Origin of the sequence: Thermosyntropha sp. (assembly GCF_017656155.1) — a bacterium.
In the GTDB taxonomy this organism is placed as follows: domain Bacteria; phylum Bacillota; class Syntrophomonadia; order Syntrophomonadales; family Syntrophomonadaceae; genus Thermosyntropha.
On record NZ_JACDOH010000002.1, the window covers coordinates 177200 to 203321 of the forward strand.

A 26122-nucleotide genomic window follows, 5' to 3' on the forward strand; every position below is an offset into this window, starting at 1 on the left:
AACCCTGCCGTCCTTCTACAGCATTTCCCTTATAAAACGGGGTAAGTTAAACGCTGCAGTATGAATACCTTCATTGTAGTATTTTAAACCATCAACCAGCTCTTTGTCACCTGGAAATTTATCAGGAACATATTTTTTGCTAGCCATAGTAAAAGTCCAGGGACCGCTAACATATGTAGGACATACTGCCCAGTATACATAAACCATTGGAAATACCTGTTTTAAATAAGACTGAACCTTTAAAAATGTTTCCTTAAAAAATATAGGAGACTCCGACTGAACTACTATAATCCCATCCTCATTCAAAATACGATAAGCGTCCCGGTAAAAATCAATCCCAAACAATTCAACTGCCGGACCTACTGGATCGGAAGAATCAACGATTATAATATCATATTTTTCCTTTGTTTCTTTAACATACTTAATTCCATCTTCTATAAACAAGTTTGCCCTCGGATCATCAAAAGAACAAGATACTTCCGGGAAAAACCTTTTGCTCGCTTCTACTACTTTTCCGTCAATTTCAACCATATCAGCCTTTTTTACTCTTTTATGTTTTAAAACCTCTCTTAATGTTCCCCCGTCTCCTCCTCCGATAATTAATACTTTTTCCGGATTAGGATGGATATACATAACAGGATGAACTATCATTTCATGGTATATAAACTCATCTTTTTCTGTAATCTGAACTGCATTGTCTAAAATCAAAGCTTTCCCCCATTCTGTCGTTTCTACTACCGCCAGTTCCTGAAAAGGTGTTTTTTCTTCATGCAAAATATTGGTTATCTTCCAACTCACCCTATATCCATCAGTATGTTTTTCTTCCATCCAGTATTCACTCATTTTCACAGCCTCCTTAAATTTTTATTCAAGCAGCTTTTTTATATTATGAGTTACCTCATTTACAGAATCTTCATCTTTAAAATTTATCTTAAAAAGTTCCTTTTTAATTTCTTCATTTAATTCATTTTTATCCTCTTTTTTTATCCATTCCAACAAAACTTCGGTTAGAGCAGAAAGATTACGATTATCAATAATCGCTTCCAGCATATTTAACAAAAAATACATTTCCTCATCGGTAATTTCCCGCCTAAAAGCAAGATCTGCAATAACCGTAGCTGTTTCATCATATATTTTTTTTATTTTTTCTTTGTCATTAAACATTATAACTGAATCCTCTCTGCATCCTTCATAATTTGTCGTTTTAAATCAAATTGAATGGGAAGAGAAACTCCGCTTCTGCCATCCCTGTTTTTTTCAATATAGATATAATAATTTGGATTCAAGTATTTTTTTAATTCTTCATTTTCTGCCAGTTCTTCCTTGGATATGGGAGTCAGCTTAAGCATAAGATCACATTCATTTTTCATCCGCTTGGCTCCCTGTAAAGTCCCGTCAGGATTGAGCTGAACCAAACACATGACCACAATCTGAAGATTTTGCGCCAACATTTTTTGGGTTTTTACTATCTGTTCAAGTATCTGCCATTCAGAAAGCTTAGGATCCTGTTTCTCCATTCTTCCAACATAGTCAATTATCATCATATCAATGTTTTTCTGCGCTTTAAATTTACGGGCTATTGATACAGTCTTTTCCGGTGTAAGATTCGGACAAGGATAAGAATAAAACCCGCTGTCTCTGAGCTTAGAATAAGCATTAAAAATTATGGATAATTCCGTTTCATTTATATCTCCGCTGCGAATGCGCTCATGCTCAATCCCCGATAAAATAGATCCCCACCGTAAAGCTATTTGGGTACGGCTCATTTCTGTATTAAGATAAAGCACTTTTTTCCCAAAGTCAACGGCTATTGCTTTAGCAGTATGCAGAGCAAAAGCAGTTTTTCCATGTCCAGTCTGCGCACCTAAAATTACTAAATCACCCGGTTTGTAACCTAAAGTAATATGATCCAGATAAGAAAAACCGGTGGGAAGTCCTTCTAAAGGCAGAACCCCTTTATGCAGTTCTTTTATTTCCTTAAAACGAATAAATCTTTTTTCTACTTCTTCATAACCTAATTTAGCAAGGTCAGCTGGAGTATCAATTTTTTCATCAATGTCAAAAGCAGTAAGATTAGTGAGCTCTTCTTCTGCCGAAAGCAGTATTTCTTCCGCATCACTTTCCGGATTTTCTGCCAACATAAAATAGCTACGGCGAAGAAAAGTTTCAAATCGGCGAAGCTTAGACTTATCTTTAACTTTTTTTATCCAATATTTGATATTTTCGTCATCAATATAATGTTCAGCAATATATTTCAACTCTTCTATATCCTTCGGATTAGTAAATATGCCAAGGGAATGACCTTCTTTTAATATTTCGACATAAGTAGGCTTTATATCCCGTTCATAAAGGTTGCAGGCAAGTTCAAAAATAGTTGCATGCTTGGGAGAATAAAAATCAGAAGCCTGAAGAGATGAATGGGCTTCTATACAGGCCTCCTCCGCATGTATCATAGCTGACAGAACCCTTCGTTCACTTTCTAAGTCATAAAGGTTCTCGCGTATTTTTTCATAATTTTCGATAAACAAAATATCACCACCAAATCAAAAACGGGATTTAAATCCCGTTTTTAAAAATATTATATTATACTTTACTTTTCAACTCTTCCAAGGCAGCAGGAGGTACATAAATTTCATACTCAGGTTCAAACTTGGTTTTTTTCTCAGATTTAGAAGGATTTTTATCATTTCTACTTTTTGCTTTAAATTCTTTTATTTCCCTTTCAACATCCTCCAGCTGTCTGATTTCTTTACGCATCCAATTGTTAAGCACGCTGTCTATGTATTCCAATCCCCCATTTTTTGTGCGCTGGCACATAATTTCCCCTGCTTTCATAATCATAGCATGAGAAAATCCCCAGTCATATCTCCATTTATAATAAACTCGCCTGCGCGCTTCTGCACTCATATCAATACCTGTAAAATTTCCAAATTCGATTATTTCAGGATCAAACTGAGAAGTTCTTAAAACCGTATTTTTTTGAACATCAACATATTTCTCAAAATAAAGACCCATTCCTTCAACAGTATTGATAGAATACTCTTTTAGATCGCGTGCTATTCTAGTTATTTCTTTAGGATTATAAATCTGTCTTTCAAAACAAAGTTCAAGCATACAGAGCAAAAATTCAGGAGTAAACTTCATCTCATTAAGCCATCTTTTCAATTCATTGGCCATTTTCACACTGAGTAAATTGCCGGTTTTTTTCGCAATAAAATCAGCTACTTTTTTATAGTTTTCATCATTAACCTCATATAACTCTAAATCTAAAAGCGGTTTTGATGTTTTTTCTTCCAACTGTAGTTCCAGCTGCTTAATTTTTTCCCGGTATTCATCCAATAATTCTTCCATTTCCTGTCTTTTGGTATCATCAGTTGTATGTCCTGATAGTTCAGGATGATCTCTTAAAATAAGAGCTTCAATTTTTTCTATAAGTGGTTCCAAATATATTTCTTTGTCATTAAACGAACGGTTATTGTCTTTTACCATGATAAGCTGCAATTTCGCCAAACGGGCAATTTTCCTGGCAAGTTTTTGCTTAGTTAGCGAAGGACATGACTGCAATATCTGTCCTGTATTTATACCTGTCTGATACAAAGGCTTGGATTTTTCCAAAGCATAAAATATAGTAGCAATTACCCCTATATCTTCCATATCCAAATCCAGCTCTTTAGCATAAGAAAAAATAACCCCGGGGACACATGCATAACCCCAACGCATCATTTCTAAAGAAGCACATTTATCCATAATAACACCTCTGGCTCCCATCACACGAAGTAAGGAAATTATATCACTCCAAAATTGCGGTTAACAAACATATAATATTTAGATTAAACTTAAATTTAGTTTGTTAACCAACAAAAAACTGAAATATATCGGCTTTTTGCATTAAAAATAAGCTTGACTCAATAAAAATTAAAATGGGAACCATATAAACCATAATAACATAGACTACTGCTCATTTAAAATTTCTTCTATTCTGCTTAAATAAGCAATTATCTTATCATATTCCGCATTCATCCACTTTTCTTTAAATATAGTGTGTAGTTTCAAGGAAGTTTGAATATACATAGATTCTGCCTCCATTGCCTTTTGAATCTTCTCGTCAGATCTCTGGAACTTAACTTGTCCTTCATGATAATGCGGCAATTCTATTTCTTCCAACCACTCAGGAATATATACAGGCACTTTCAGCTCATTTTTTATCGCTTCTGCAAAAGCCAGCTGAGCTTCTTCTTCTCCATGCACCAAAAATATTTCTTTAGGAGGTGAAACAAAACCTTTAAGCCATGCGAGCAACCCATCTTTATCAGCATGTCCGGAATAATCTTCAATAGTCGCGATTTCTGCTTTAACCGCTACTTCTTCTCCATGAATTTTGACCAACTTTTCCCCTTCTAATATCCTTCTGCCCAAAGTTCCTTCCGCCTGGTATCCAACAAATAATATGGTTGACTCAGGTCGCCACAAATTATGTTTAAGATGATGCTTAATACGGCCGGCATCACACATTCCGCTAGCAGAAATAATTATAGTCCCACCTTTTATTTTATTCAAAAGAGTTGAATCTTCTTGAGTGGTAGAAAAATGAAGGTTGGGAAGCTTTAAGGGATGTTTGCCTTCTGCTAAAAGCTGTTTAGTTTCATTATCGTAATATTCTGTATTTTCCTGGAAAATCCGCGTAGCGGCTACTGCTAAAGGGCTATCGATATAAATTTTGATATCCGGATTCAAAAAACCATTATGATAAAGATAATTCAAATCATACAGTAAATCCTGAGTGCGTTCTACTGCAAACGATGGTATTATAAGATTGCCGCCTTTTTTCATGGTTTTTTCAATAATTTCCTTCAGCTGTTCTTTTCTTTGTCCTACTCCCTTGTGCAATCTGTTACCATAAGTAGACTCTATTATTACATAGTCAGCACTTTCGATAATCGCTGGATCTTTTATTATAGGCTGATTAGGACGCCCTAGGTCTCCGGAAAACACAAGTTTTACCTTTTGATCATTTTCTTTAATCCACAGCTCTATAATATTAGAACCTAATATATGTCCAGCATCCCGCAGACGGACTTCTATTGAAGGAGTTAAAGGTATTATTTCGTCAATATTAAGCGATACAAATTGATTAAGGCACTTTATTGCATCATCGACCGTATATATAGGTTCTAATAAAGGTTTACCTGCTCTTTTGTATTTTCGATTTTTACGTTCAACTTCCATTTCCTGTATATGGCCTGAATCCGGAAGGAGGATTTCGGCAAGCTTACGGGTGGCATAACTGCAGTATATAGTTCCTTTAAAGCCTTTTTTGCAGAGTTTGGGAACTAATCCTATATGATCAATATGGGCATGAGTTAAGATTAAAAAATCGATGGAAGCAGGATCAACTGGAAATTCTCCATAATTCCTTTCTTTTATCTCTTTACTGCCCTGAAACAGTCCACAATCTACTGCTAAGCGGGTATTTTCTGTATCAATAAGGAAAAAAGAACCTGTAACGGATTTAGCTGCTCCTAAAAACTTAATCTTCATATATTTCCCCCGTCTTAGTAAATTTTTATTAAATTATACTGCAACTACATGCTTTATGTCTTTCTTCTGAGAAAATTTTTCATACTGCTGAAAAAAATCAATAACTTCATATCTTATTTTTCCAATATCTCCTGAAACAAAAGCATTCTCGAGACTGGTAAAACCGTTCTTGCCAAATTCCCTGACTATCTCATTAGTATCCAAATCGTCAACTAATTCAGTATATTTAGTATGAACGTCTTCAAATATTCCGTAATAAAGTTCTTTTATTTGCATAACCCTCTTTTGAGCCTGAATGACATCAAAATCGTCTTTTTCCACCATATGTAAGAGTCCGTGTAAAAGATTATGTATTAATTTATTATTAAATATAGACATCATCAATTCTCTTTTATATTGTTTAGTCAAAAGATATTTTATATATTCTGAACACTCTTTCTGCCCTACTGGACCTAACGCTTGAAATGCCTTTAAAAGCTCAATTTCTTTTAAAGATAACTCAGCCAGCATACGAAAAACCCCCTTTAGCTTTTTAGCTTAAAGGAGGTTTTCCATCCTGACCCGCTTAATTCCTGCATTTAATTATCGTATTATTCAGTACTTATTCAATGCTATTCGCTATAATTCACCATGTTCAATGTGCACATAATGGCAGATTATCCTTTTCTATGTCGATCTAGAAAATTTCCCATTTTTTCAATAGCAGTTTCAATATTCTTTATACTCGCAGCATAACAACATCTTATATGTCCTTCCCCATTAGCACCAAAAGCATTCCCCGGAACAACAGCAACTTTTTCTTCAAAAAGAAGTCTTTCACAAAATTCTTCACTGGTCATTCCCGATATTTTTATTGAAGGGAAAGCATAAAATGCGCCTTTAGGTTCAAAACAATCCAAACCAATCTCTTTAAAACCAGAAAGCATAATTTTGCGGCGGTTATTATAATCATCTATCATCCTTCTCATTTCTGATTCTCCGTGTCGTAAAGCTTCAATGGCTGCCATCTGGCTCATAATAGGAGCACACATTATTGTATATTGGTGAATCTTAGTCATAGCAGCAATAATATCAGGGTTTCCACATGCATAACCTATCCTCCATCCCGTCATTGCATACGCTTTTGAAAAACCGTTAAGAACAATAGTCCTATCCCGCATACCCGGTAGTGCAGCTATGGAAACGTGTTCCCCGTTATAGGTAAGTTCACTGTAAATTTCATCAGATATAACAATTAAGTCATTTTTTATAATTATTTCCCTTAATTTTTCTAAATCTTCTTTCTCCATTATTCCACCAGTCGGATTATTAGGGTAAGCCAGAATAAGTATCTTGCTTTTGGGAGTAATATATTTTTCCAGGATTTCAGGTTTAAGCCGGTATTCATCTTCAAAATAAGTAGGCACTGAAACTGCTTTACCATAGCCTAAAACTGTCCCCGGAGCATAAGAAACAAAACAGGGCTCGGGAACTAATACCTCATCTCCCGGGTTTAATAAAGCTCTAAGAGCTAAATCAACTGCTTCGCTCACCCCAATTGTAACTAGTACTTCTCTTTGCGGCGAATATTCAACTCCGATTTTCTTTTTCATATAAACGGCAATTTCTTCTCTCAATTCTAATAAGCCACTGTTAGAGGTATACATCGTATAACCTTTTTCTAAAGCATAAAAACAAGCCTCTCTTATATGCCAAGGAGTAACAAAATCCGGCTCCCCAACTCCTAAGGAAATGACCCCTTTAGTCTGAGTCACCAGATCAAAAAACTTTCTTATACCCGAAGGCGGAATTGACTGCACCGTCTTGGCCAAGTACTTATTCATATCGCTCATGGACTTACCACCAACCTCTTATCTTCTTCAGGTTCTTCAAAAATAAAGTCATCCTGTTTATAACGCTTAAGCACAAAATGGGTGACGGTGCTCTGCACCTGTTCCAATGTTGAAAGACGGTGAGAAACAAACCATGCTATATCTTTCATGGTTTCACCCGTTACAACTACGGAAAGGTCGTAAGTTCCGCTCATAAGATACACGCACCTAACTTCGGGAAATCTGCATATTCTTTCCGCCACTTTTTCAAAACCTACTTCTCTTTCAGGAGCAACCTTTACATCAATCATGGCCGTAACTCCATCTTCGCCTAACCTTTCCCAGTTAATTATAGTGTTATATCCCAGAATAATTTTGTCTTTTTCTAATTTCTCTATAATCTCTTTAATGACATTTTCATCTTTATCAAGAATAGCAGCAATTGTTTTAGAACTCATTTTAGCATCATGTTCTAAAAGCTTAAGAATCTTTTTCTCAAGATTCATTATCTATCCTCCTCCTATAATTTTTGTATTAAAAAAGCTCTCATCCCTGGCAAGGGACGAGAGCCGTACTCCCGCGGTACCACCCTAATTGGCAAAACATGCCCAGCTTAATTTATTTTAACGGTAACAACCGTCCGGCTTAATTCACCGGCGCTCTCAGGTGGCCTTCACTATATAACTGTTACCGGTTTTCAGCACCTCCGGCTCTCTGTAAACAGTCATACAGCTACTCTTCTGATCATCGCTTTTTATATTCAATTGCTATAATCCTAACATAACAATTTTATTTAAGTCAACATATTCCGATAAAGACATGTTTGTCATGATTATAAAAAATAATTATATATTAAATTCCTATTCTTTCATTTATTAAATTCCTATTCTTTCATTTACAAAATCCGTCATTTGAAGCCTAATTTTATCCAAAAATAACAATCTTTTTTTGCACTAATTAAAGTTAAAATGCATATTATTTCTTTAGATTTTATTAGGAGGGATTCTGAAAAATGTATACAGCGATAAATTTAAGCTCGGAAGAAAAAGAAATAGCCCGCAAAGTTGACGATTATTTTAAAACCACCAATATGAATTTTCGGGACAAAGTATTCAATGCCCTTCTTATTGCCCAACATGAATTAGAAGGCCATCATTTTTGCAGTGAAGCCGAAAAGCTCAAGATTATTCACTTTAAAAATACTCTTGACAGCTTGCTTAAAAAACTTAATACATTAGATAAAAATTTATAGAATATATAAACCAGCTATTTAAATAATAGAAAACGCTTTTTCAAAACTTTATATTCTATCCAGTACCCGGCAAGCATCAAAAGAAATATACTCAAACCCAATATCCTTTCATATTTAATCCGATTTTGAAGGTCGTAAATTATTTTTTCCCTTTCCCCCGCAAAATTAAATATATTCTGCTTTTCTTCTTTTATAGAGTTTATCCGATTATAAGCCCGATTAAGCTCATCCTGTAAATCAAATAGTCTAGTCCACAATCTTATTCTTTCCGCTTTAAGATCCTTAATCTGAGCCTCAAGAATATATAACCTTTCTTCTTTTTTTATATTTAAACTTTCATATACAGGTATTCCAACTGCATTGTAAGGTGTTTTCAAGCCCGTAAGCTTACAGACAGTTGGAACAATATCTAACACCGTAGTTCCCGAAATTCTCACACTTTCAACACATCCCGGTGTATGAATAATCAAAGGTGTAAAGTTACTTGTAGATGAACTGCGCGGTGAAGCTACAACAATAAGGGAACGATAATAAATATCTTCATTGCGCAGTTCAGCTATAAAGCTGCTCAAAGCCTGATCAAAACTTTTTACAGATTTGTAATATTCTTTTTCATCTAATGAAAGAAGATTTTCCAAGCAATCATTTAGATAAATAAATGTAAAAAATGGCTTTCGTTCTTTAAATAGTTTAATAGCTTCTGCCATTACTTCGTTATCAGATTTCATACTATCAAGCATGAAATATTCTTCTTCACTGTGTGCAAAGGTTCTAAGTTTTCCCCCTGACCCATCTACTACCAATACAGTTTTTTTCTGCTTTTTTATTACATCAAATAAAGACTCCACCTCTACCTTATCATGACTAGTAATAAATTTATGTTCCTCAGGTAAACACCCGGTCAAAAGTGAGGCCTGAGCTGCTTCTACGGTTTCAATTTTTAAAGCCAAAGATTTTTCATCCATAAACCCTTCACTTGCTAAATGCTTAATATTATTGCATGAAGTGCTGGCAAACCCTTCATAGCTTAATCCATCAACACTTATTATAAAAACATATTCTGGAAAACTGTTCTTTTCATCTTCCTCGGCAACAGCCAGTTTAGAGGGTGAACTACAAAGTATAAAAAAAATAAATAATAAAAAAAACCCTACCCTTCCAGTTTTCATTTTTATTCCTCCCCCGCCGATTTAGTATAATTTGTATTGGGGAGAAAATAAGTTTATGCAGAACGATATTTGTTAATATCTTCCACTTCTAAATATAGAATAGGCAAGAACAAATCCTAAAACTACAGCTAAACCAAAACCTACTTCAACTATAGGTATGCGGCTTAAAATATTGCTGCTTGCTTTATCTATCACCAGGGAAGTTCCAATTATTATACTGGCCAGAATTATAGCTAAAGAAAGCCGATTAGACACTATATCAATACGATCAGCAAGCTTTTTTAAATTAGTATGTTCCATTCTTATCTTAAGTTGTCCATCTTCTATGGTTTTTAAAATATTTTCCATATCCCGGGGAAAAGATTTGGCTAAACTGCCATAATCCATAAATAAATCTTTTATATGACCTTTGATGTTATCAGGAGAAAATTTGCGCATAAGCAATTTTTTACCATAAGGTTCGGCAATATCAACGATGCTTAACTGCGGATCAAGCTGCGAAACTATTCCCTCAACGGTCATCAACATTTTAACCACTAGGGACAATTCAGCCGGAAGCCGCATCTGGTATTTAATTGAAAGCTCTACCAACTCCCCTAAAGCTTCAGCCACATTAATATCTGAAAGAGGCATTCCATAGTACTTCTGCTGCAATTTTGAGACATCACGCCTCAATTCTTCCTGATTAACATATTGGCTCCCTATCCCTATATCCAGTAAAGCGCGGGTAACACCATTAGTATCATAACGCATCATATTTATTATAAGGTTCATTCCTTTTTCTTTTAAAACATCATCAATAACCCCTACTTGCCCAAAATCATAAAGAATTATTCTTTCCCCTTCTGCTATGGCAATATTGCCGGGATGAGGATCAGCATGAAAAAAGCCATAATCCCATATTTGTTTAAAAAGTGAATCAACTAAATTTTGCGCAATCTTTCGGGTATTAAAGCCAGCTTTTTTCAGTTCGATTAAATTTGATATCTTTATCCCCTCAACATACTGCATAGTTAATATTCGGCTTGAGGAATACTCCCAATATACTTTAGGAATAAGCACATGTTTATCGTTTTTAAAATTATTGTAAAATTTATCAGCATTACGGGCTTCTTTACGAAAATCAAGTTCATTGAGTAAAGCTTCGCCCAATTCATCCACTATTTCACTTATTTTATAAAAACTCCCCCATGCGGTTCTTTTTTCCAAGACCAAGCTTATCTCTTTTAATATCTTCAGGTCAGTTTCCACTAATTTCTGAATTCCCGGCCTTTGAACCTTTACTACTACTTTTTCTCCTGTTTTTAACACTGCTTCATGTACCTGGGCAATAGAAGCAGCTGCAATCGGCTCAGGATTAAAATAAGCAAATTCATTATCAATATCTATCCCCTCTTCCAAACATAAAGCACGAAGAATCTCAAACGAAAAAGGGGGAACATCATTTTGAAGCTTTTCCAATTCTGTGATATATTCTTTCCCTAAAATATCCGGCCGGGTACTTAATATTTGTCCTAACTTAACATATGTAGGTCCCAAATCTTCTAAAAGAGCCCTAAATCGTCCAGGAGGTCCAATAAATTCTGCCTCTTTCCGTCTTGAAAATTTAGATATAAAAAAACCTTTATAATTTAATACATCAACTACAAATCCAAATCCATGCTTAATTAAAATATTAGCAACTTCTCGATATCTGGGAACATGTTTTAAATGATTAAGATTCATTTTCCTAATCGGCATACAATCACCCCTGCCGCTTAAAGTGCATCACTGCCGGAATCCCGGCAGTGATGCTAAATATCTATTGTAGTTTGTTTTCCAGTTCCCTTATTCTAGCCTCCAAAGCTGCAATTTCTGACTTGGTAGCTACTGATAATTCATCTTTAAGATTTAAAATCTCTTCCTGAACCATTTTCCGTATTTCATTTCTTTCCTCTTCACCTTTTTTAATCGCTTCATCTATAAATTGTTTAGCCTCTTCCCTGGTCATTTCTCCTTTTTCTACCATTTCATTAAAAAATTTCTCCGCTTTTTCCCGGGTCATACTCATAGCACCAATTCCAAAATATAAGGCTTTTTTAAATATACTATTCACACTTGTCCCTCCTTAAGCTTAATTAAAAGTAAAAATCATCCTGCTTATTATATTATGCTACATTTTAAGCCAGCATACAAATAAATCCGTATTTAGTTCACTTAAAGCAAAAAGCCGTGCCTGATAGCACGGCTTTACTTTATCATTTTAATGGTGGGCCATGTAGGAATCGAACCTACAACCTTCTGATTAAGAGTCAGCTGCTCTGCCAGTTGAGCTAATGGCCCGTGGACAATGTAAATTATAACTCCACATTCTTCAGAAATCAAGCATATTTTCTTAAGAAATTTGCTCAATTATGTTAAATAATTTTACTTTTTGTTCAATAAATTCAGTAAATTCAAACTTACTGCTAAAACAAACCATTTACTCGCCGGCTCATCAGGATCATGGTCAATTGTAATCAATCCTTTATCTCTTGCTTCTTTTATAATATCCAGCTTCCAAGCTTCACTTTTTAATATGTCCTCTTCTTTAACCTTTTTCCGGACCTCTTCTAAAGGAAACAGTTTTCCAGGACAGACGGTTGGCATTATATCCCGGTGCCCAAGGATTTCAAGGTTACCATACCTTTTAATTATATTTTTGATTAATGCAACTAATGCTTCTATTTGTCTTTCATCTGGCTTTTCTATCTCAAAATTTCCTGCCACAGCTATACCTATGCTGTCTTTATTCGCTTCAGATCCAGCATGTGCTCCAATAGTGTTTTCCGGTCTCCCCCTCTCAATCGTGCCGTCCTGTCTTACCAAATAATGATATCCTATACCTGACCATTCCCGACTTAGATGCCAGTTGTGTACAGTCTCTGCTGGGACATCTCCATTAGTAGCTGTATGATGAATAATAACCCTTCTTGTAGTTCTTCTCGTTTTAAGCTGACCATTAAACTTTAAATTAGTTTCCTTAATCTGCATTTTTCTTCCTCCTCTCTTTTACTGACTAATATATTGAACTTAAATTTTGGAGGTGATAATGCATTTTAACTTTAAATAAAAAAACTGCCTTCAAAAAGGATTTTCCCTTCTTAAAGGCAGTTTATATTTATATACAATTTCAATATAAATCCTCGAAATTTTTATTTAGCTAATTCATCTGCCAGAGCTTTACTCTTTTCAGACAAAATTCGCGCCAAGTCAGCTGCATCTTTATTTTTACCTAAAATTAAAGTCGAAGCCAATTCAGCAAACAGACGCTTTAATTCCATAAACAACTCATTTACCATCTTACTTATCTACCCCCAATCACCATACCTGCTGATGATGATTTTCCTCTTTGAATATTAATTCATTATAATATATTTAAACATTTTAATCAATGATTGTTTATAATTTTATATTTACAACATATTAAAGCCTGGATCATCAGAAACCAGGCTTTAATATTGTATCGAGTTTTAGGAAATTTTAGATATTATTTTTTCTACTATCATTTTTATTTCAGCAGATTCATATTCTTCAATTTTACCCTGATCTACCAGCATATTAAGTTTAGAATCCCACGGCAGTGCACCTAAATAATCAATCCCTGCTTCTTCAGCAACTTTTTCTCCCTGACTGTTTCCAAATATCTCAATCTTCTCATTACAGTGGGGACATATTGCATAACTCATATTTTCAATCAATCCCAATATTGGTATATTCATTTTTTTTGCCATTTTTATAGCTTTCTTAACTACCATGAAAGCCAAATCCTGGGGCGATGATACAATTACTATTCCGTTTACAGGCAAAGACTGCATTACTGTAAGAGGAACATCTCCTGTTCCTGGGGGAAGGTCAACTATCATATAATCCAAATCTTGCCAGTCTACTTCACCCCAGAATTGATTTACTGCTCCTGCCAGCAACGGCCCACGCCATATTACTGGATCATCTTCGTTAGGCAGGAAAAAATTAATCGACATAATTTTAATACCTAATTTGCTTACTGGAGGAATTATTCCAAACTGACTACCCTTAAGACCTTCCTCATTGCTTATACCAAAAGCCTTGGGCTGACTGGGGCCTGTAATATCAGCATCTAAAACCCCCACTTTTTTGCCCATTTTAGCTAAAGTTGAAGCTATAAGTCCAGTTACCGATGATTTACCTACTCCACCCTTCCCACTCATTACCGCAATAACATTTTTGATGTCATTAAATGTTCCTAAAAGGCTTTTTTCCGAACCGACTCCACAATTCTCCGGATTAGAAGTGCATTCATTTTGCGATGAACAGGTTTTACACTGATCTGACATTTTTTTCTCTCCTTTCTTAAACTCCATGTACTTTAATATATACACCTGTTTTAAACCATTATCAAGATAAATGTGCATATGTTCTTATTATAAATCTGATATATTATATCAAAAAAGTAAGCAATTTCAACTGCATATCCGGATCAAACAGGCGGGCAGCTTTTAAACCATCCAGTTCAAGAATCACAGCTTCAACTGTAAGATAAACTTCAGCATCAGCACGCAAACACCCTACCCTTACCTTTTCTTCACGACCTGCTGCGGTATGGATATGCAGAGAAGGTTTCCTATTTTCATCCTTAAACAAAGTTCCTAAAGCCAGAATTTCTCTTCCATCTTCAAACTTAAATGAAATTCCCTCAGGAGGAATAACGCATTCATTTGGTCCCACTACCAGCTGACCGCTTTTTAATGCTCCCAACATGAAAACCAAAGCTGCTGAAATATTTTTACTTTCGGCTAATTTCACTATCTCCTGTAGCACATCATCACCATGTTCAAATTTAATTACAAAAATACGTCCGATTTTACCTTCCTGATATTTCATAAATTACCTCCACACTTTATAATTAGGAATAGTGTAACATAAAAAGATAGTTTATGTATTTAAATTAAAATTCTTAGTTTTATTATAACCCTTAGAAACTATTACCTTTCTTTTAATTGTAAGAAAATATGATGGGAAGCGTATTAAATATTGGACGGGGTTGAGGAGCTGATTATTTTGTTAAGTGATGAAATGCTTGCCGTTCACTGTCTCAATGGTGATATTACTGCATTTGAAGAAATTATAAACAGGTATAAAAATAAGGTTTTTGGACTTATATATAGAATGGTAGGCCAATACCAGGAGGCAGAAGATATAACCCAGGAAGTTTTTCTTAATGTATATACTAAATTACATCAATTTGATCCGCAAAAAAAGTTTGCTCCCTGGATTTACAAAATAGCAACTAATACTGCTATAAGCCATTTGAGAAAAAACAAAAAAACTACTATCCTAAACTTTGACGAAATTTATACTAATCTATACAATATTTATCACCCTCCAGCTGTTATCGATCCTCTTTTAAATATGGAAAGGATTGAACTGCAGGAAGAAATCCAAAAAGCTATTATGAAATTACCTGTAAACTATCAAATAATAATTCTTTTAAGGTATCAGTTAGAATTAAACAATCAGGAAATAGCCCAAATCCTTAATATAAAAAAAGAAAATGTCGAAGTAAAAGTACATAGAGCCCGTAAAGCCTTGCGCAAAATTCTCTTGGAACAGCAAACAGGAAGGGGGTAAATTATGAACTGCAAAAAGATTAAAAAATATTGGCTGGACTATGCTGAGGATAATCTTCCCCCTGAGCTTAAAAAAGAAATAGATGCACACATAAAAAACTGTGATATATGTCAAAAAAATCTGGTCTTAACCAGGCTTGAAAATTCTATATTAAAGGATACTTCAAATATTCCTGAAATAAGACCTGATTTCACAGAAAATCTGCTTAAAATGGTTGATAGTTTCGAACCTGAAAAAAATTCAGAGTCTTCATCATTTAAAAACAGCAAAGCCCCAATATATGCCTTAACAGCTGTGATAACATGCATTATATTTATACTACTGATTCCCGGAGTTAACAGTTATATAAAAACATTATTTATCAACGAAAAAGTTCAAATTTCCGATATAAAAAACAATCCATCTTCGTCACAAACCAAAAAAGAAAAATTAGTATCGCTTAATCAAGTAAAATTAGAACAAACAGCAGATTTAAAAAAAGAATTCAGGTCAACACCTGCTGAACCAAAAGACCAAATTACAATGACATCATCATGCATCGATGATAAAGTCCAAAATGGCACAACATATTCACAACCTGATGACGAAAAAATCCCAGAAACCCGGATTAAAAATTCTAAAACTCCGAATAATAAACCGCCATTATGGAACTTAACCGGTTTACCTGAAGAATACATCTTAAAAAAAGCCGAACAAACTGCAAATAATGAAGCAGTTTATATATACTTTGATACCCAAACCCAAAACCTTATTACTATAAAATTAGTCCTCATTCCTGATGAGGTTAAATCATCTAGCCGAAGTCTCCCGACATCTTCCATCTCTTCTGAAAATGTGGCGACATTCGGTAATGAAAATAATAATTATATAACAAAAATTAAAGTTTTTAATAATGAAAAATATAATCTTACCATAGAAGGAACTGTAAATTCCCAAGAACTGAAAAGCATAGCCGAAAATATAAAAATTGATAAATAACACAAACTGTGAATTTTTATAAAATTTATATAATCATGTATTTGAGGGTTTTTTTGACAAAACCCTCTTTTCTTTATTATTATAATTACAGGGATAAAAAATATGAATACGGAGGAATTTATGAACAACTTTTTTAACTATCATCACATCATTTGCACAGAAGCTATGCTTAATGAATCAGAACAAAAATATCAGCGTTTAGTGGAAAATGCCATGTTTGGAGTTTTTATTTTTGATATGGACAAAATTTACTTTTGCAATAAATATATCGAAGAAAATCTAGGTTATAAACTTGAAGATTTTTGGAAAAACAACCTCACTATCTGGGATCTGATGCCTGTTGATTATCGCGAAAGGCTCTATCCAACAGCATATAATTATTTCAAAAATCAAACCCCTTATTCAGACCGTTTTGTAAGCAAACTAACATGCAAAAGCGGTCAAACCAAAACTTTTGAAATAGCAGTATCTTCAATAAACTACGATGGCAAATATGCTTTACAGGGAAATCTTATTGATATCACCCATTTTATCGAAATTCAAAAAAAAATTGAATCTAATATGGATATTCTAGAAAAATTAGAAAAAAGACAGCGCAGCCTTTTAGAGAACTTGCAGGACGGATTTGTTTTCGTAAATACAGGCTTTAAAATAATCCAGATAAACCAGGCCTTTGCTAGAATGCTGGAATATGAAATTGAGGAATTAGAAGGAAAATGCCTATTAGAACTGGCTGCCTATGAAAAAGATACAATCTCTCTTTTAAATGGGATGAAAAAAAGGTTAAAAAACATAAATGACAGCTATGAACTGAGCTTGCGCAGCAAATCCGGCAAAATTATTCCTACCCATATATCTCCCACACCATTTATTGATAATGGACAAATAATCGGCTGCTTTGCCATAGTTAAAGACTTAACAAAAATCAAAGAAACTGAATACAGGTTGACATCCCAGGCTAATATCCTTTCCAATTTAAGCGAAGGCATTATAGTCACCGATGAAAAAGGCGCTTTAATATACATGAACAAAGGAGCACAGCAGATATTGAATATTGACAGCGAAAAATTTTTAAACCAAAACATAGATGAGCTGACTAAATTATATAATCTAGAAATTGATTACCGAAAAATAGAAAAGGCTGTATTAAAAAACCAAACATGGCAAACCGAAGCAGAATTGACCGATAATGAAGGACAGCAAAAATATGTTCGCCTTTCTATTACCCCAGTAAAAGATTACTACAACAATTTACGCAACATAACAATAGTTATCTCCGATTTAACCGAAATTATAAAAGCCAAAAAGCAGGCTGAAGCTGCCAATCTGGCCAAGACTAATTTTTTGGCCAACATAAGCCACGATATACGCACCCCCATGATCGGCATCTTAGGAGCAGTTGACCTTTTATGTCAAGAAAAATTATCTCCTTACCAAACTGAACTGATTCAAACTATAAAACAGTGCGGTGAACAAATGCACGAGCTTATCAACGATATTCTCGATCTGTCACGCATTGAAGCAGGATATTCCCTTGGAACTAAAAAATATTTCAATCTTAATCAAATTTTAAATGAATGTGTTCAAACTATATACGGTAAATTGCCGGCGGAAGTAGAACTGTATACATATGTAGCACCTGATGTTCCTTTAAATTTATACGGAGATCAGTTACAAATAAGAAGGATAATTTTGAATCTCCTAAGCAATGCAATAAAATTTACAACGAAAGGAGAAATAAAAATAGAAATTAAATTGTATGACCGAATAAAAAGCATCGATGACAACAAGGTGTTTATCCTTTTTAAGGTTAGTGATACAGGTATAGGTATCCCAAAAGATAAAATTGATACTATTTTTGAAGCCTTTGAAAAAATTGACACTTTTCCCGCGTCCGGTACCGGATTGGGACTTGCCATATGCAAACAACTGGTAAAAAATATGGGAGGGGATATATGGGCAGAAAGCACTTTAGGAAGAGGCTCTATCTTCAGTTTCTATCTTCCATTGGAAAAATCAATGGGAACCTTTGAAACCAGGGTAGATCTCATGAACTTAAACAAAAAAACAATTCCAACATCAAATAAATCAATTCTCTTAGTAGAAGATAATCCAGTTAACCGCAAAATTTTATTTTATATGTTGACAAATGTCGGATATGAAGTAACAGTTGCAGAAAATGGAATCAGCTGTCTCAATATTCTTCAAAACAAAAATTTTGATTTGATAATAATGGATATGCAGATGCCAATCCTTGACGGATATGAAACATGCAAACGCATAAGAAATGAATATAAAAATAACACCCCTATACTCGCACTTACTGCTTTCTCTATGGAAGGTGACAAGGAAAAATGTCGCTTGGCAGGATGCGATTATTATCTGGCTAAACCTGTATCAAGCCAGCAGTTATATGAGAAATTAGACCAGATATTTAACGAATCTTCAGATTCTGCTAATATTGAAGAAAAAAACAGGCAGTTTATCAAAAATCTCATACCAGAATTTTTAAACAATCTGGGAAATTTGATGACCAGTATGAAAACCAGCATCGAAACAAATAATACAAAAGAACTGGCCAGTATTGCTCACGATATAAAAGGAACTGCGGGATTATATGGATTTCACCATCTATCCAATCTAGCAGCCGAAATCAGAAAAGCAGCTTTAGAACCAAATATATCCCGAATACACGAAATATATCAAAATATGCTGGAAAACATTGAACAAATAAAAATGCTTTTATAGCAATTGAACTGCTATAAAAGCATTTTTTCACAAATGGATTTAATCATCAATTTTTCTTTCTTCATAATGGGAAAATTCCATGGAAAACCCTGCCCTTCCCTGAGTCAAGGAACGAAGCACAGTTGAATAACCAAACATTTCAGCTAAAGGAACATAAGCCTTTATAATCTGGGTGTTATTTTCCATTTCCATAGATTCTAAACGGCCACGCCGGTTATTTATATTACTTATGATGCTTCCTGTAAATTCATCCGGTGTAGTAACTTCCAGCTTCATTATAGGTTCAAGCAGTTTAGGTTTAGCTTTTTTAAGGCATTCTTTCATTGCCATCATACCGGCGGTTTTAAATGCCATTTCTGAAGAGTCAACTTCATGATAAGAACCATCAAGCAAAGTAACCTTTACATTAACTACAGGATATCCTTTTAATACCCCTTCTTCCATAGCCTGTTTTACCCCGGCTTCTACAGCTGGAATATATTCTTTAGGTATTACGCCGCCTACGATCTTGCTCTCAAAGGCATAACCTTCAAAAGGCTCAATCATGAGCACTACATGTCCATATTGACCTTTACCACCAGTTTGTTTTACATAACGGGTTTCATGCTGGGCAGATGCACCAATAGTTTCACGATACGCTACCTGGGGCTGTCCTACATTAAAATCAACTTTAAATTCTTTGGCCAAACGATCAGTAATTATTTCTAAATGCAGCTCTCCCATTCCTGCAATCAAGGTCTGCCCGGTTTCTTTATCATAAGATATTTTAAAAGTCGGGTCTTCTGCAGCAATTTTGTTAAGCGCTTCACCTAATTTTGCCTGATCAGCCTGAGTTTTAGGCTCGATCGCAATCTGTATAACCGGTTCCGGAAAATCAATAGCTTCAAGCAAAACAGGATTATCTTCTGTGCATAAGGTATCTCCGGTGCTTACATCTTTAAGCCCTATAAAAGCCACAATATCGCCAGCAAAAGCCTTTTCAATTTCTTCACGGTGATTTGCATGCATTTTAACAATGCGTCCTATTCTTTCTTTTTTGCCTTTGCTTCCGTTATAAACATAGCTTCCTGCAGTTACTGTCCCTGAATAAATACGTGCAAATGCCAATTTACCTACATGGCGATCAGTAACAATTTTAAATACCAAAGCAGTAAAAGGTTCTGAAGGATCAGAAATAATTTCTTTCTCTTCTCCGGTATCAACCACTGTGGCAACCGCCGGTTTAATGTCTAAGGGAGAAGGCAAATAATTTACTATTGCATCAAGTAAAGTTTGTACTCCTATATTGCGATAAGAGCTTCCACAAAGCACCGGAATTATACTGCCATCTATAGTGTTCTGGCGAATGGCTTCAATCATCATATTTTCAGGTATATCTTCTCCGTTAAAATACATATCTAAAAGTTTTTCATCAGTTTCTGCTACCGACTCTAACAGAGATGAACGTAAGCTTTCTGCTTCATCAACATACTCAGCCGGTATTTCGTTTTCTTTTATTTGAGTTCCCAAATCACCTTCAAAGGTAATATACTTCATCTTTATAAGATCAATTATACCAGCAAAATTATCATTAACAAAAACCGGAATAGTAAGAACCAGAGGTTTAGCACCTAACCTTGTTTTAATCTGATCTACTACTCTATAAAAATTAGCGCCTACAGCATCCATCTTATTAATATAGGCAATACGTGGAACCTTATACTTATCAGCCTGACGCCATACTGTTTCTGACTGGGGTTCTACGCCGCCTTTGGCACAAAAAATAACTACTGCACCGTCTAAAATCCTGAGGCTTCTTTCTACTTCAGCCGTAAAGTCAACATGTCCCGGCGTATCGATTATATTGATAGCATGATTTTTCCATACACACTTGGTTGCAGCCGATGTAATAGTTATGCCTCTCTCTCTTTCAGCTTCAAGATAATCCATAACGCTCTGCCCGTCATGAGTTTCACCAATTTTATGGGTCAAACCGGTATAAAAAAGAATTCTTTCCGTAGTAGTTGTCTTTCCTGCATCAATGTGAGCAATAATTCCAATATTGCGAAGATCCTTCATTTTATAACTCACTCCTTCGAAAACCAAAATAACCAAAAAATTAACGGCATACCTTCAAGTAATGCCGATAGCTGCTAATTCTTCAAACTTTTCAAAATAAAATAGCATCCAATGTAGAATTATATGTTTATTGTATCTTTTTGTCAAACAAAAACTAAAAATTTTTTTACCTTTAAATTAATTTCATATATAATAAATATTTCCTTATTATTCTTTGATCCGTCCTTTTCTTAAAGAATTTAATTTTATATTTATTCTTCCCATATTTTTTTTATTTTTTTCTAAAAATAATGAAGTAATTTATGTTAATTCTGGTAATAAAAAAAGCGAAAGCTTAAAGCTTCCGCTTAAAATCATTTAATTATTTTCCTTTAAAAACCGGTTTGCGCTTTTCAAAGAAAGCATCAATACTCTCATTTTGATCTTCAGTTCCGCAACAGAAGGTAGATTGGGCTTGTTCAAACAATAATCCCGCATTTACACTGCTTTCATCTGCCACATTAATGCCTTTTTTAGCAAACCTTACAGCAACCGGTGGCAGATTAGCAATACGTTTAGCCATTTTCATAGCTCTTTCTTCCAGCTCTTTTCTTTCTACCAGTATCTCAATTAAACCAATTTGCCAAGCTTCTTCTGCACTTATTTCATCACAGCCGATTATAAGCCTTTTAGCTTGTCCTATCCCTACCAGCTTAGTAAGCCGGACTGTCCCCCCCATATCCGGTGAAAGTCCAAACCGAACTTCCGGAATCGAAAAACGCGCATCACGTGAGGCAATTCTTATATCACAGCCCAATATTAACTCCATAGCCGAACCGTAACATAATCCATGTACAGCTGCAATCACCGGTATAGGCATTTCCTGCCATCTCCCATAAAGTCTTTGCAGCCAGGCCAGGTTGTCCATAATAAATTTAGAATCAATAGACTTTAAAATGCTTAAATCAACTCCAGCCGAAAAATGAGGACCATTAGCCTTTATAACTACCGCCCGCAAACTTTTGTCATTATCAATTTCCTCCTGAATTTCATAAAGTTCTTTGAAAAAAGCTTGGGTAACCAGATTCATCATTTCCGGCTTATTAAAAGTTATTATTCCTATATTCTCCTGTTTTTCATAGACTATACTATCCCCGTAGCTCATCTTCATACCCCCAGTACAATAAAATTATCCATCACTAAAGATACTATACTGCTATTTTGAATATATTGTCAATTGAAATTACACAATAAAATATTTTCTTATTTTAATAATGGAGATATAGCCTTAAATTCTGGAGTACCTGAAACCTTTAACAAGTCAAAAACAACGGTTTCAGTATTGGTAATTACGGCACCTACATCCCGCATCAGCATAAGCCCATTTTCATAATTCAGATCAAAGCGGGAACAAACTGCATCTTTGGCCACATGCACAATATACCCTGTTTCAATTAAATCTCTCACGGTTTGAAATACACAAACATGAGTTTCGCTTCCAGCTACAATCACATATTTTCTACCTAATCTGTTCAAAATTTCTCTCAAATCATCAGTACAAGCAGTAAAACTCATTTTTTCTAAATAATGATAATTTTCGGCTGCTTCTTTTATTTCCTCAACCGTTGATCCTAGCCCTTTAGGATACTGCTCAGTTAAAACCACTGGAATTTCAAGTTGTCTAGCAGTCGCCAGAAGTAATTTAGTATTTTTGAACACCGCTTCCCGATCTTTCATAACCCGCATCAATTTCTCCTGCAAGTCAATAATCAGTAAAACTGCTTGTTTACTATCTAAGGTGAATTTATTCATAAAATACCTTCCTTTCTGGATGTTTTTCTGTAGTCATTAAGAATTATTAAGCAATGACAGAAAAATAAATCTTCAAAAATTAAATTTCAAAATACTTGCACAAAAATCAGGCTATTTTATTCAATAAAATAGCCTAGTTTTCTTATTCAATCTCTTGATTTTACCTTAAATATAATATATAATTTTTAAGGTTACGTATATTTATATCTGTATTTCTATCTTTGGACAAAATTAGCCTGGACTACAGGACTTATAACCATTTGTGCTACTTTTTGACCGGGAAAAATTTTTACCGGTTTATCGTTTACATTTAAAAGCAGAATGTGTATTTCATCTGTATGTTCTGCATCGATAGTTCCCGGAGCATTGGCAACTACTATCCCTTTTCGAGCCATTCCGGCTCTGCTTCGGATTTGAGCTTCATATCCTTCGGGAATTCTTATAGCAAAACCAGTTGGAAAACTTTTGACTTCATTTGGATACAGCACTACTTCTTCGGTTATAGCTAAGCTTATGTCACATCCTGCTGCGTTTTTCGTTTCATATTCTGGAATTCTTGCCCATTCTACGAGTTTTTTGAATTGTACATTTACTTTCTCCATTGTCATTACCTCCTACATTTTATTTTCCGGTTTGCTATATATAAAAAAAAATTCTACTTTTCTTCCTCAGTTCCTTTTTATGCTGACAAATATTTTAAAAATTTATGCATAAAAATTTAAGACACTGACTGCTTTTTAACATCATTAATCCTATTATCTGCTACAATTATATAAACATCTTTTTTCCATCTCTTTAATAACTGTGGAGGTTGATACTTTGCTAAACTTAAAAAAAACAAGCTGCAGAATTTTTATTTTCGCTTTGTTATTTTTCATGTCTTTTTCTTTATCATCAGCCAATGCGGCTCAGTATGAGGATACTAAAAACCACTGGGCTCAATACTATATTGATTATTTAAATAATGCTGGATATATAAGAGGTTACGAAGACGGCACTTTTAGACCGGACAATAACATGACCCGGGCTGAATTTTTAAGTGTTCTTCTCAATTGTATACAGCGTAAACCTGCTTACATATCATATATTTCGGGTAGTTCATGGGCAGAAGTAATTTTAGATGAAGCCGTAAAACAGGGCATATTAAATCCCAGTGAATATCCAACAGATATAAATCCATATGAATTTATAAATCGGGCAGAAGCTGCTGCTTTTATAGCTCGTTCCCTTAACATAAAACCTGATTACAGTCCGATTAATTTCATTAAAGATATAGAACAAATAAATTCAAATCCTTATAAACCATATATAAAAGCTATATATAAAGAAGGCATTATAACCGGTTACCCTTCCGGAGAATTTAAACCTTACGATAAAATTACCCGTGCCCAGGCCTGTGTAATTTTTAAAAGATTTTTAGATAAAAAAATCGCCAGTTATAATAACAATCCCTACTCATATCCAACTATACAAAAACATTACTGGGAAAACCTTACTCTGTCAGATGTATATGCGGTATATGATAAGGCAGGAAATAAAATATCATCTGGAAGTATAAGCCGTTTAAGATTTCGGATTAACAACCGAAGCACCTTATATGATTTAGATGAAATAAAAGTTGATCCAGAATATGATTACATAATAATAAACAATGTAAAATACGATGTCAGCAATATACAAATCCTGGTTAGAAAAAATTATTCAAGCTACGAATATGAATACCACCTTAAAGATATATATACAAAAAATAACCAGCTGGTTTTCGACTGTTACCAAAGAAGTTCCATATATATTGACAAATATTATGATATATGCTTTTACGATACCAACTATGATCGCATAACCTCTTTTGATATTTATGATCTCAGTGTATATCTAAATGGCAGATGGATCAAAATGACCGATTCATCTCTCGATATACTGAACGAAGATGAAATCGAATATAAAAACAAAACTTATGAAATTACCGACCTTTACCTTTATTGTTTATATAACAACAAACAGTACAAAGTCTACAGAACAAGCTATTATGGAAGTAAATTGAAAATATATCTGGAAACACTCTCAAAAAGTGAATATGTAGCAGCTCTAGATGACATTGTATTTTATGAAGATGGGGACAGGCTCAACTGGTATGCAGAAGATTTGGATATAAAAATAAACTCAAGGTGGCACAGTTTTATGGATTTGTCTCTTATAAGCCAGGATTTAATAATCTATGACGACCATCGGTATATGCTCAAAGATAAATTGATTAGAAAATATAATTATCCTGAAATCCAGTACATTATAAACGATGCATATTTTGAAAACGAAAGGCTTATTATAAAAATTGAACGATATTAAAATAAAGAGGCATGATCGAAATCATGCCTCTTTATTTTAAACGCGCAGAACTTTGCTTAAAAATTCCCGGGTTCTTTCATGTTTAGGATTATCTATTACTTCTTTAGCCTTTCCCTGCTCTACAATAATCCCTTCATCCATAAATATAACCTTATCCGCAACTTCACGGGCAAACCCAATTTCATGAGTTACTATAATCATAGTCATATGTTCAGCAGCTAAATCCTGCATAACCTTTAATACCTCGCCAGTAAGTTCGGGGTCAAGTGCTGAAGTAGGTTCATCAAAGCACATAATATCAGGGTTCATAGCTAAAGCCCTTGCAATAGCCACCCTCTGTTGCTGTCCTCCTGATAATTCAAAGGGATAATTTCTGGCCTTATTTTCCAAACCTACTTTTCTCAATAATTCCAACGCCGTTTTTTCTGCTTCTTCCCTCGGAACCCTGTTAACAATAACCGGAGCTAAAATTAAATTTTCCAGAACTGACTTATGGGGAAAAAGATTAAAATTTTGAAATACCATCCCCATTTTTCTGCGTATAAGGGCAATTTCCTTTTCACCGCTGTAAACAGCTCTGCCATCTGGTCCATTCTGAACCATTATTTCGCCCTCAATTTCAATCGTCCCCCTGTCTATTGTTTCTAAACGGTTCAAGCACCTTAAAAAGGTGCTTTTTCCAGAACCTGATGGCCCAATTATAGCAATAACCTCTCCTCTTTGGACAGTGAGGGACACTCCTTTTAAAACCTTTAAATGATCAAAACTTTTATATATATCTAATGCTCTGAGCATATACATAT

At 34.6% G+C, this 26122-nt stretch carries 25 protein-coding genes, 1 tRNA gene and 1 other annotated feature; of the genes, 5 read left to right on the forward strand and 21 right to left on the reverse strand.

Annotation, left to right across the window (positions count from 1 at the left end):
- Nucleotides 1–15: 15 nt before the first annotated feature.
- From speE to H0Z36_RS02780, 8 genes are all read right to left on the reverse strand, one after another.
- Nucleotides 16–843, reverse strand: a complete 828-nt coding sequence (gene speE / locus H0Z36_RS02745; protein ID WP_296863674.1) for a polyamine aminopropyltransferase — start codon at nt 841–843, stop codon at nt 16–18.
- 21 nt (nt 844–864) lie between these two features.
- Nucleotides 865–1164: a hypothetical protein gene (locus H0Z36_RS02750; RefSeq protein WP_296863676.1), complete on the reverse strand. Its 300-nt coding sequence runs from the start codon at nt 1162–1164 to the stop codon at nt 865–867.
- On the reverse strand, nt 1164–2528 hold the full coding sequence (locus H0Z36_RS02755) for a DnaB-like helicase C-terminal domain-containing protein (RefSeq protein WP_296863678.1): 1365 nt from the start codon (nt 2526–2528) through the stop codon (nt 1164–1166). Before H0Z36_RS02755 ends, H0Z36_RS02750 begins: the two co-directional genes overlap by 1 nt.
- Before the next feature lie 55 nt (nt 2529–2583).
- Nucleotides 2584–3747: a DnaD domain protein gene (locus tag H0Z36_RS02760; RefSeq protein WP_296863680.1), complete on the reverse strand. Its 1164-nt coding sequence runs from the start codon at nt 3745–3747 to the stop codon at nt 2584–2586.
- Between the two features lie 204 nt (nt 3748–3951).
- Nucleotides 3952–5538, reverse strand: a complete 1587-nt coding sequence (locus tag H0Z36_RS02765) for an MBL fold metallo-hydrolase (protein ID WP_296863682.1) — start codon at nt 5536–5538, stop codon at nt 3952–3954.
- Between the two features lie 33 nt (nt 5539–5571).
- Entirely contained in the window at nt 5572–6048 is a 477-nt protein-coding gene (locus H0Z36_RS02770; protein WP_296863684.1) for a hypothetical protein, read from the reverse strand.
- Nucleotides 6049–6194: 146 nt separating this feature from the next.
- Entirely contained in the window at nt 6195–7370 is a 1176-nt protein-coding gene (locus tag H0Z36_RS02775; RefSeq protein WP_296863686.1) for an aminotransferase class I/II-fold pyridoxal phosphate-dependent enzyme, read from the reverse strand.
- Complete coding sequence (locus tag H0Z36_RS02780; protein ID WP_296863688.1) at nt 7367–7855, reverse strand: Lrp/AsnC family transcriptional regulator; 489 nt, start codon at nt 7853–7855, stop codon at nt 7367–7369. Before H0Z36_RS02780 ends, H0Z36_RS02775 begins: the two co-directional genes overlap by 4 nt.
- A gap of 49 nt (nt 7856–7904) precedes the next feature.
- Nucleotides 7905–8106 (reverse strand) — a binding site (T-box leader).
- A gap of 255 nt (nt 8107–8361) precedes the next feature.
- Between H0Z36_RS02780 and H0Z36_RS02785 the strand changes: the two genes are divergently transcribed.
- Entirely contained in the window at nt 8362–8601 is a 240-nt protein-coding gene (locus tag H0Z36_RS02785) for a hypothetical protein (protein WP_296863691.1), read from the forward strand.
- A gap of 14 nt (nt 8602–8615) precedes the next feature.
- On the opposite strand, the gene H0Z36_RS02790 is transcribed toward H0Z36_RS02785, so the two are convergent.
- From H0Z36_RS02790 to H0Z36_RS02825, 8 genes are all read right to left on the reverse strand, one after another.
- The gene (locus H0Z36_RS02790; RefSeq protein WP_296863692.1) at nt 8616–9770 is read right to left on the reverse strand and encodes a hypothetical protein; all 1155 of its coding nucleotides are present in this window, start codon (nt 9768–9770) and stop codon (nt 8616–8618) included.
- Between the two features lie 72 nt (nt 9771–9842).
- Nucleotides 9843–11510, reverse strand: coding sequence for an AarF/ABC1/UbiB kinase family protein (locus tag H0Z36_RS02795; RefSeq protein ID WP_296863694.1), 1668 nt, complete (start codon nt 11508–11510; stop codon nt 9843–9845).
- Between the two features lie 61 nt (nt 11511–11571).
- The gene (locus tag H0Z36_RS02800) at nt 11572–11865 is read right to left on the reverse strand and encodes a polyhydroxyalkanoate synthesis regulator (RefSeq protein WP_296863696.1); all 294 of its coding nucleotides are present in this window, start codon (nt 11863–11865) and stop codon (nt 11572–11574) included.
- A gap of 151 nt (nt 11866–12016) precedes the next feature.
- A tRNA-Lys gene (locus H0Z36_RS02805) sits at nt 12017–12092 on the reverse strand.
- An 84-nt stretch (nt 12093–12176) separates the two neighbouring features.
- Nucleotides 12177–12782, reverse strand: a complete 606-nt coding sequence (locus H0Z36_RS02810) for a peptidoglycan recognition family protein (RefSeq protein WP_296863698.1) — start codon at nt 12780–12782, stop codon at nt 12177–12179.
- A gap of 161 nt (nt 12783–12943) precedes the next feature.
- Nucleotides 12944–13090: a hypothetical protein gene (locus tag H0Z36_RS02815; protein WP_296863700.1), complete on the reverse strand. Its 147-nt coding sequence runs from the start codon at nt 13088–13090 to the stop codon at nt 12944–12946.
- Between the two features lie 171 nt (nt 13091–13261).
- Complete coding sequence (locus H0Z36_RS02820) at nt 13262–14104, reverse strand: Mrp/NBP35 family ATP-binding protein (RefSeq protein WP_296863702.1); 843 nt, start codon at nt 14102–14104, stop codon at nt 13262–13264.
- A 103-nt stretch (nt 14105–14207) separates the two neighbouring features.
- The gene (locus H0Z36_RS02825; protein ID WP_296863705.1) at nt 14208–14651 is read right to left on the reverse strand and encodes a DUF296 domain-containing protein; all 444 of its coding nucleotides are present in this window, start codon (nt 14649–14651) and stop codon (nt 14208–14210) included.
- Between the two features lie 150 nt (nt 14652–14801).
- On the opposite strand from H0Z36_RS02825, the gene H0Z36_RS02830 reads away from it, so the two are divergent.
- The 3 genes from H0Z36_RS02830 to H0Z36_RS02840 all read left to right on the forward strand — a co-directional run bounded on the left by H0Z36_RS02830 (nt 14802) and on the right by H0Z36_RS02840 (nt 19124).
- Nucleotides 14802–15398, forward strand: a complete 597-nt coding sequence (locus H0Z36_RS02830) for a sigma-70 family RNA polymerase sigma factor (protein WP_296863707.1) — start codon at nt 14802–14804, stop codon at nt 15396–15398.
- A gap of 3 nt (nt 15399–15401) precedes the next feature.
- Nucleotides 15402–16376, forward strand: a complete 975-nt coding sequence (locus H0Z36_RS02835; protein ID WP_296863709.1) for a zf-HC2 domain-containing protein — start codon at nt 15402–15404, stop codon at nt 16374–16376.
- Between the two features lie 120 nt (nt 16377–16496).
- Nucleotides 16497–19124, forward strand: a complete 2628-nt coding sequence (locus tag H0Z36_RS02840; protein WP_296863710.1) for a PAS domain S-box protein — start codon at nt 16497–16499, stop codon at nt 19122–19124.
- Between the two features lie 39 nt (nt 19125–19163).
- Here the strand turns inward: H0Z36_RS02840 and fusA are convergent, their stop codons facing one another.
- From fusA to dut, 4 genes are all read right to left on the reverse strand, one after another.
- The gene (fusA, locus tag H0Z36_RS02845; protein WP_296863712.1) at nt 19164–21182 is read right to left on the reverse strand and encodes an elongation factor G; all 2019 of its coding nucleotides are present in this window, start codon (nt 21180–21182) and stop codon (nt 19164–19166) included.
- A 361-nt stretch (nt 21183–21543) separates the two neighbouring features.
- Nucleotides 21544–22326 carry an enoyl-CoA hydratase/isomerase family protein gene (locus H0Z36_RS02850; RefSeq protein ID WP_296863714.1) on the reverse strand — a complete coding sequence of 261 codons (783 nt, stop codon included), beginning with the start codon at nt 22324–22326 and terminating at the stop codon, nt 21544–21546.
- Nucleotides 22327–22424: 98 nt separating this feature from the next.
- On the reverse strand, nt 22425–22973 hold the full coding sequence (locus H0Z36_RS02855; protein WP_296863716.1) for a hydrolase: 549 nt from the start codon (nt 22971–22973) through the stop codon (nt 22425–22427).
- A gap of 215 nt (nt 22974–23188) precedes the next feature.
- Nucleotides 23189–23575: a dUTP diphosphatase gene (gene dut / locus H0Z36_RS02860; RefSeq protein ID WP_296863718.1), complete on the reverse strand. Its 387-nt coding sequence runs from the start codon at nt 23573–23575 to the stop codon at nt 23189–23191.
- Between the two features lie 274 nt (nt 23576–23849).
- On the opposite strand from dut, the gene H0Z36_RS02865 reads away from it, so the two are divergent.
- Nucleotides 23850–25319, forward strand: coding sequence for an S-layer homology domain-containing protein (locus H0Z36_RS02865; RefSeq protein WP_296863720.1), 1470 nt, complete (start codon nt 23850–23852; stop codon nt 25317–25319).
- Between the two features lie 36 nt (nt 25320–25355).
- Here the strand turns inward: H0Z36_RS02865 and H0Z36_RS02870 are convergent, their stop codons facing one another.
- Complete coding sequence (locus H0Z36_RS02870) at nt 25356–26120, reverse strand: amino acid ABC transporter ATP-binding protein (protein WP_296863722.1); 765 nt, start codon at nt 26118–26120, stop codon at nt 25356–25358.
- Between the last annotated feature and the right edge of the window lie 2 nt (nt 26121–26122).